General features: G+C 62.7%; 7 protein-coding genes. 2 read left to right on the top strand and 5 right to left on the bottom strand.

Features of this window, described 5'->3' with window-relative positions; all coding sequences use genetic code 11:
• On the top strand, window positions 1-983 hold a 983-nt coding region (qcrA, locus tag AC5RWT_RS12115; RefSeq protein WP_494080422.1), incomplete at its 5' end, for a cytochrome bc1 complex Rieske iron-sulfur subunit.
• Window positions 984-985: 2 nt separating this feature from the next.
• Entirely contained in the window at window positions 986-2632 is a 1647-nt protein-coding gene (gene qcrB / locus AC5RWT_RS12110) for a cytochrome bc1 complex cytochrome b subunit (protein ID WP_494080421.1), read from the top strand.
• A gap of 134 nt (window positions 2633-2766) precedes the next feature.
• On the opposite strand, the gene AC5RWT_RS12105 is transcribed toward qcrB, so the two are convergent.
• The 5 genes from AC5RWT_RS12105 to AC5RWT_RS12085 all read right to left on the bottom strand — a co-directional run bounded on the left by AC5RWT_RS12105 (window position 2767) and on the right by AC5RWT_RS12085 (window position 7247).
• Window positions 2767-3552, bottom strand: a complete 786-nt coding sequence (locus AC5RWT_RS12105; RefSeq protein ID WP_494080420.1) for a GntR family transcriptional regulator — start codon at window positions 3550-3552, stop codon at window positions 2767-2769.
• Between the two features lie 139 nt (window positions 3553-3691).
• Window positions 3692-4093, bottom strand: coding sequence for a cytochrome c oxidase subunit 4 (locus AC5RWT_RS12100; RefSeq protein ID WP_494043751.1), 402 nt, complete (start codon window positions 4091-4093; stop codon window positions 3692-3694).
• 2 nt (window positions 4094-4095) lie between these two features.
• Entirely contained in the window at window positions 4096-5823 is a 1728-nt protein-coding gene (gene ctaD, locus AC5RWT_RS12095; RefSeq protein WP_414959774.1) for an aa3-type cytochrome oxidase subunit I, read from the bottom strand.
• A 17-nt stretch (window positions 5824-5840) separates the two neighbouring features.
• Entirely contained in the window at window positions 5841-6686 is an 846-nt protein-coding gene (gene ctaC / locus AC5RWT_RS12090) for an aa3-type cytochrome oxidase subunit II (protein WP_494043750.1), read from the bottom strand.
• Between the two features lie 174 nt (window positions 6687-6860).
• Window positions 6861-7247, bottom strand: a complete 387-nt coding sequence (locus tag AC5RWT_RS12085; protein WP_353915557.1) for a HesB/IscA family protein — start codon at window positions 7245-7247, stop codon at window positions 6861-6863.
• Window positions 7248-7347: the final 100 nt, after the last annotated feature.

Here is a 7347-nt window from a genome sequence, read left to right as displayed (position 1 = left end):
CTACGGCTGGTCAGAGCGACGTGGAGAAGTTTCAGGATCCTGGACTCCCCCCGCACCGCCCGCGCCGTGCCGACAAAGATCCCCGGGCGGAAAAGCGCGCCGAACGCCAGGTTGCGATACTCTTCGTAATCTCCATCATCGGCACCGTACTTTTCTTCGTCGGGTACTTTGGCATCCGTTTGGATGACACCATCGCAACGCTGCGTTTTCAGAACTTCACCTTGGGCATGGGCACGGCCTTCGCGATGCTGGGCATCGGCGTCGGCATTGTGCATTGGGCCAAGACCCTCATGCCCGACCACGAAATCGTGGAAGAGCGCCACGAGGTCCGCACCGAAGAGGACCGCCGGGACGCAGAGCAGATCATTGGCCAGGTCCTCGACGAATCGGGCATCTCCCGCCGTCCGCTGATCCGCAATACGCTGATCGGCGCCGGTGTACTGGCCATCCTGCCTGCCATCGGCATTTTCCGCGACCTGTCCAAGGACCTGAACCCGGACGTGCTGCGGCACACCATGTGGGACGCCGGCGTCCGCCTCACCCGCGACCCGAGCGGAACCCCGATCAAGGCCTCCGATGTCACCATTGGTTCCGCCTTCCACGTCATTCCCGAGGGACTGAACGAAGCCGAGCACAAGCTCGAGGAGAAGGCCAAGGCCGTCGTCCTCTTGATGCGCCTTAATCCGGACGAGCTGCATGTCTCCCCTGGTCGTGAAGACTGGAACTACAATGGCATCGTTGCTTATTCGAAAATCTGCACCCACGTCGGATGCCCGGTGGCGCTGTACGAACAGCACACGCACCACCTGCTCTGCCCTTGCCACCAGTCGACCTTCGACCTGACCCAGGAATGCAAGGTGATCTTCGGCCCCGCCGCACACGCCTTGCCCCAGCTTCCGATCAGCGTCGACGACGAGGGCTACCTGGTCGCCACCAGCGACTTCCATGAACCTGTTGGACCGAGCTACTGGGAGCGTGGCTAAGCATGAGCGCTTCAACTGATACCTACGTACCCAAGACACGGGTTGGACGGATCACCAACTTCGTCGACACCCGCGTCGGCGGCTCGTCGATCGTCAAGGAATTCGGACGAAAGATCTTCCCGGACCACTGGTCCTTCATGTTCGGTGAAGTAGCGCTCTACTCGTTCGTCATCCTGCTGCTCTCCGGAACGTTCCTGACGTTCTTCTTCGATCCCTCGATGGCGGAGACGCACTACGCCGGACCGTACCTTCCGCTCAAGGGCGTCGAGATGTCGGTCGCTTACCAGTCCACTTTGGAGATCTCCTTCGAAGTCCGCGGCGGACTCTTCATGCGCCAGCTGCACCACTGGTCGGCGCTGCTGTTCGTTGCCTCGGTGTCCTTCCACATGCTGCGCGTCTTCTTCACCGGCGCTTTCCGCCGGCCGCGCGAGCTGAACTGGGTTGTCGGCTGCGTCCTGCTGATCCTGGCCCTGGCGGCCGGCTTCACCGGATACTCCCTCCCGGATGACCTGCTCTCCGGCAACGGCCTGCGCATTATTGACGGCGTGATCAAGGGAATCCCCCTCGTCGGCACCTACATCTCCCTGCTGCTCTTTGGCGGCGAGTTCCCCGGTACCGACATTGTGGGACGCCTCTACGTGCTTCACATCCTGCTGGTGCCGGCGCTGATCCTGCTGATGATCGCCATCCACCTGTTCATGGTTGTGGTGCACAAGCACACGCAGTACCCCGGCCCCGGCCGTTCCGAATCTAACGTGGTGGGCTTCCCGATTGGCCCGGTCTACGCGGCCAAGGCCGGCGGCTTCTTCTTCGTCGTGTTCGGCATTCTGGCCGTCATAGCGGCAAACTTCCAGATCCTGGCGATTTGGGACTACGGGCCCTACGACCCCTCCCCTGTTTCGGCCGGCACCCAGCCCGACTGGTACATCGGCTGGGTGGACGGAGCGCTGCGCCTGATGCCCGGCGTGGGAGAGTTCGTCATCTTTGGTCGGACCATTTCGCTGAACGTGCTGCTCCCGGCCCTTGCCCCGGCAGGCCTGCTGTTCACGCTGATGTTCGCCTGGCCCTGGATCGAACGCTGGGTTACCAAGGACCACCGCGAGCACCACATCCTGGACCGCCCGCGCAACGCACCGTTCCGCACCGGCATTGGTGTTGCAGGCATCGTCTTCTACTCGGTGATGTGGGCAGCTGCCAGCTCCGACCTGATCGCCACGCACTTCCACGTGTCGCTGAACGACGTGACGTACTGGCTGCGCGCGCTGTTCTTCCTCGGCCCGATCCTCGGCTTCATCGTCACGCGCCGCATCTGCCTTGCACTGCAGCGCAAGGACCGCGAGATCGCGCTGCATGGCCGGGAGACCGGACGCATTGTCCGCCTGCCGCACGGCGAGTTCATCGAGGTCCACGAACCGCTGAACGACTACAAGCTGTACCGCCTGGTCAACTTCGAATCGCCCGAGGTGCTGCCGGCACAGCCGAACAAGGCCGGCCACATCAAGCGCGCCGAGAAGCTGCGCGGCGCCCTGTCGCAGTTCTTCTTCGAGGATCGCGTGACACCGGTAACCCCGGCCGAGCTGGAGGCTGCACACAGCCACCATGCTGAGGTTGAGGCTCCCGCCGAAAAGGCCGAAGTCGTCGGACGCTAAATAACCGTTTGCACGAGAGTGGCCCCGGACTCAGTCCGGGGCCACTCTCGTCTCTGCAGCGGGATCGGCGCGGCCGCCGGGCGCAGCTGCCTGAAAGCAATACGCTACGGCGCCTCCAGCGGGCTCTGGGGCCCCTAATACCTCTTCATGTTGTACGAGCGCGGGGCGCGCCCGCCGGGCCGCTGCAGCGGCACCCACAGCTTGTAGCGGTCCGCCCTGTAGTAAGAGATCGAGAAGTCCACCATGGTCTTGGACACGTACGCATGCCGCTGAATCTTGAGCAGCGGCGAGCCGATGTCCACGTTCAGCAACCGCGCGATTGAAGGCTGCGCAGCGGTTGCCTCGATGGTGTCCTCGCCCCACTCCATGATGAGGCCGTAGCGCTCGCTCAGAACGTTGTACAGCGACGACGGCGGACCCTCGTCCAGAATGCCCGGCACCCGCTGGGCAGGGATGAAGTTTTCGTCCACGCTCATGGGCTCGGCATCAGCCAACAACTGGCGGCGGAAACGTACGACCGGCTGGCCCTCCTCGATCTGGAGTTCGCGGGCCACCAAGGGGGTGGCGCCGATCTGTTCGAAACTGAGCACCCTGGCGTCGGGGACCATGCCGCGGCGCTGCATCTCTTCGGTGTACGAGGTGAGCTTGACCTGCAGGTCCAGCTTGGGCTGGCTTACGAACGTCCCCAGCCCCACGATGCGCTCGAGCACCTGCTCGGCCACGAGCGAGTCGATGGCTTGCCGGACGGTCATCCGCGCCACACCGAAGCGCTCGGTCAGATCCCGCTCCGAAGGAAATGCGCCGCCGGGTTCACAGCGTTCTTGGGCATGCCGGCGCAATATGTCCCGAAGTTGGACGTGCTTCGCGGTACTCGAGGACACGTCGATCTCGCCCTCGATCGCAGCTGAACTCACGGACATGCGGTCTCCTGTTCGGGTGATGGGGGTCAATCCCATCCTATCCCGGTCTAGACCAGCCCTCCGATAACGACCGGTGTCCACGGGCATGCGAAAGGGCCCGGAACCAAGCGGTTCCGGGCCCTTCGTTCTTGCTATGGACTTAGTGGGCGTGGTCTCCACGGCTGTATTCGTAGACCCAACCGATGATGGCTACCGTGGTCAGACCGATGGAGATGTAGACGATCCACCAGCCGACTGCCAGACCCATGAAGCCGGAGGCGGCACCAAGGCCCAGGACCAGCGGCCACCAGCTCCAGGGGCTGAACATGCCCTGTTCACCGGCACCCTCGTGGATCTCTGCGTCCACCCGGTCCTCCGGACGGGGGCCGACCCGCCGTGCCGTGAACCAGAGGTAACCGCCGATCATCAGGGACAGTCCGGCCGTCAGGTATAGCGCCAGATAACCTACCGGTTCGTGCCAAGCCCCCATGAAGCCGTAGACGGTGCCAACAAGGGCGAAGAACGGCGCAAGGGCGAGGAAAAGCCAGGCTTCAATCTTCACAGTTATGCGTCCTTCTGGTCAGCGGGACCGGCCAGCTGGGCCGCCGGCACCGGAGTCGTCGGGGTGTGCCGCGGTGCGAGCTCCGGGTGGTGCAGGTCCAGCGCAGGGCGCTCCGACCGGATCCGGGGCAGCGAGGTGAAGTTGTGCCGCGGCGGCGGGCATGACGTAGCCCACTCAAGCGAAGCACCGAAGCCCCAGGGGTCGTCGACTTCGACCTTCTTGCCGTTGCGCCAGGTGATGTACACGTTCCAGAAGAACGGGATCATCGACGCACCCAACACGAACGAAGCAATGGTGGAGAACTGGTTCATTGCGGTGAACCCGTCTTCCGGCATGTAGTCCGCGTAGCGGCGCGGCATGCCCTCGACACCCAGCCAGTGCTGGATCAGGAAGGTGCCGTGGAAGCCGAGGAACAGCATCCAGAAGTGGATCTTGCCCAGGCGCTCGTTGAGCATCTTGCCGGTCCACTTGGGCCACCAGAAGTAGAAGCCTGCGAACATGGCGAACACGACGGTTCCGAAGACCACGTAGTGGAAATGCGCCACCACGAAGTAGGTGTCGGAGACGTGGAAGTCCAGCGGCGGTGAAGCCAGGATGATGCCGGTCAGGCCACCGAAGAGGAAGGTGGCCAGGAAGCCCAGGCTCCACAGCATCGGCGTTTCGAAGGTAATCGATCCCCGCCACATGGTGCCGATCCAGTTGAAGAACTTCACGCCGGTGGGCACCGCGATGAGCATGGTCATGAAGGCGAAGAACGGCAGCAGGACCGATCCGGTGACGTACATGTGGTGTGCCCACACGGTCACGGACAGGGCGGCAATCGCGATGGTCGCGTAGACCAGGCCCTTGTAGCCGAAGATCGGCTTGCGGCTGAACACCGGGAAGATCTCGGACACGATGCCGAAGAACGGCAGGGCGATGATGTAAACCTCGGGGTGGCCGAAGAACCAGAACAGGTGCTGCCACAGGATGGCGCCGCCGTTTTCCGGGTTGAAGATGTGGGCACCGAAGCGCCGGTCAGCACCGAGTGCGAACAGGGCCGAGGCCAGCGGCGGGAACGCCATCATGACCAGGATGCCGGTGACCAGCGTGTTCCAGGTGAAGATCGGCATCCGCCACATGGTGAGGCCTGGGGCCCGCATGGTGATGATCGTGGTGATGAAGTTGACCGAACCCAGAATGGTGCCGAAGCCGGAGAGCGCCAGGCCGAAGACCCACAGGTCTCCGCCCACGCCGGGCGAGAACGTGGTGTTGGACAACGGTGCATAAGCGAACCAGCCGAAGGAGGCTGCGCCCTGCGGGGTGATGAAACCGGCGACGGCGATCACGCTGCCGAACAGGAAGAACCAGAAGGCCAGCGCGTTCAGGCGCGGGAACGCAACATCGGGAGCGCCGATCTGCAGCGGCATGATGACGTTGGCGAAGCCGGCGAACAGCGGTGTGGCGAACATCAGCAGCATCACCGTGCCGTGCATGGTGAAGAGCTGGTTGTACTGTTCCTTGGTCTGCAGGATCTGCATGCCGGGTTCGAACAGCTCGGCGCGGATGACCAGGGCCATGACGCCGCCGAGGCAGAAGAAGATGAACGAGGTGATCAGGTACATGTACCCGATCGTTTTGTGGTCCGTGGAGGTGATCCAGTTGACGACGATGCGCCCCTTGGACCTCGGGACGACTCGCGGAGCTACCGTAGTACCCCGGTCGTCAGCTGTGTATTCGTACGTTGACACTTGTGGCCCTCGCTCCTTTACTTCGACGCTTCAGCGTAGGGGTTGCGGTCGTACTCTTCGCCGATCTGGCCATCCTTGAGCCGCGCCATCTGTGCGTCAAACTCAGCCTCGGAGACCACAGCGACGCGGAAGAGCATTTCGGAGTGGAATTCACCGCAAAGCTCCGCACACTTGCCGTCGTAGATGCCCTCACGGGTCGGGGTGAAGCTCAGGTGGTTGGTCTTGCCAGGAATCATGTCCACCTTCTGCAGGAAGGCGGGAACCCAGAACGAATGGATGACGTCGCGGGAGTTGATCTGCAACTCCACGCTCTGGTTCACCGGCAGGTACAGCGTCGGCAGTGTCTCCGGGACGCCGGTCTCACCGGTCAGGTGGGCCTGCACGCCGGCAAAGTACTTGTCCTGCTTGACGTAGTTGAAGTCCCAGGCCCACTGCTTGCCGCGCACGTCGACGACGACGTCGGGGTTGTCAGTCCGGGCAGTGATGTTGGTCGTGGTCTTGTCCGTGAAGTAGAAGAAGACCAGGACCATGACGATCGGGACCGCGGTGTAGAAGATTTCGAGCGGCAGGTTATAGCTGAGCTGGCGGGGGTAGCCGGTCTCGCCCTTGCGCCGGCGGTAGGCGATGATGCACCAGAGGAGCAAGCCCCAGGTCAGGACACCAACAGCCAACGCGGCGATCCACCCATGAACCCACAAATCGATGATTTCGGGAGTGTGGTTGGTAACGTCCCGCTGCGTGGGCAACCAGCCCATGCGGACTTCTTCTGAACATCCCGTCAACAACAACGCACCGACTGTGCCCAGACCCGTGGCCTTGGCAATTCTGGCGCGTCGACTGCCGGTTCGAACCTGCGAACTCACAGACGGCCCTTCCTCTTTGTTTCGTGCAAGTGATGGGGCCATGGCAGAGCAAAGCCCTGGCCTCATATCCAGTTTTACTACTCACTGTAGAGCTTACCCGCACACATGACTTTCATGTGACAGGCTCCCCCGTGCGTCGGCCGTTCCAGCGGCCGGGGAACGCCCCGCCAGCTGTTAGTGGAACGAGTCTCCGCAGGCGCAGGAGCCACCGGCGTTCGGATTGTCGATGGTGAATCCCTGCTTGGAGATGGTGTCCTCGAAGTCAATCGAGGCACCGGAGAGATAAGGGACGCTCATCTTGTCCACGACCACCTCGACACCGTCGAAATCACGGACTGCGTCACCGTCGAGCATCCGCTCGTCGAAGTACAGCTGGTAGATCAGGCCGGAACATCCGCCCGGCTGGACCGCAACCCGCAGGCGCAGGTCGGTGCGGCCTTCCTGTTCCAAAAGACTGCGCACCTTCCCCGCTGCCACATCGGTCAGAGCCACTTCATGCGTGGGCAGTTCTGCCGTTTCGGGTGCCGTGGTCGGGGCGGATGAGTTGGTCGTTGCGCTCATTGCACTTCCTTATCTATGACGGGCCGTCCGGTGACCTGCTGCTATTACTCAGTGGTGCGTCGGGCTACCGTTCCATCGTACGTCGCGTCGCCCAAAATGG

The organism is Arthrobacter sp. Dra40 (genome assembly GCF_059091905.1).
The sequence above is the reverse complement of the archived record's forward strand: the minus strand, read 5'-3'. Positions and strand labels throughout refer to the sequence as shown.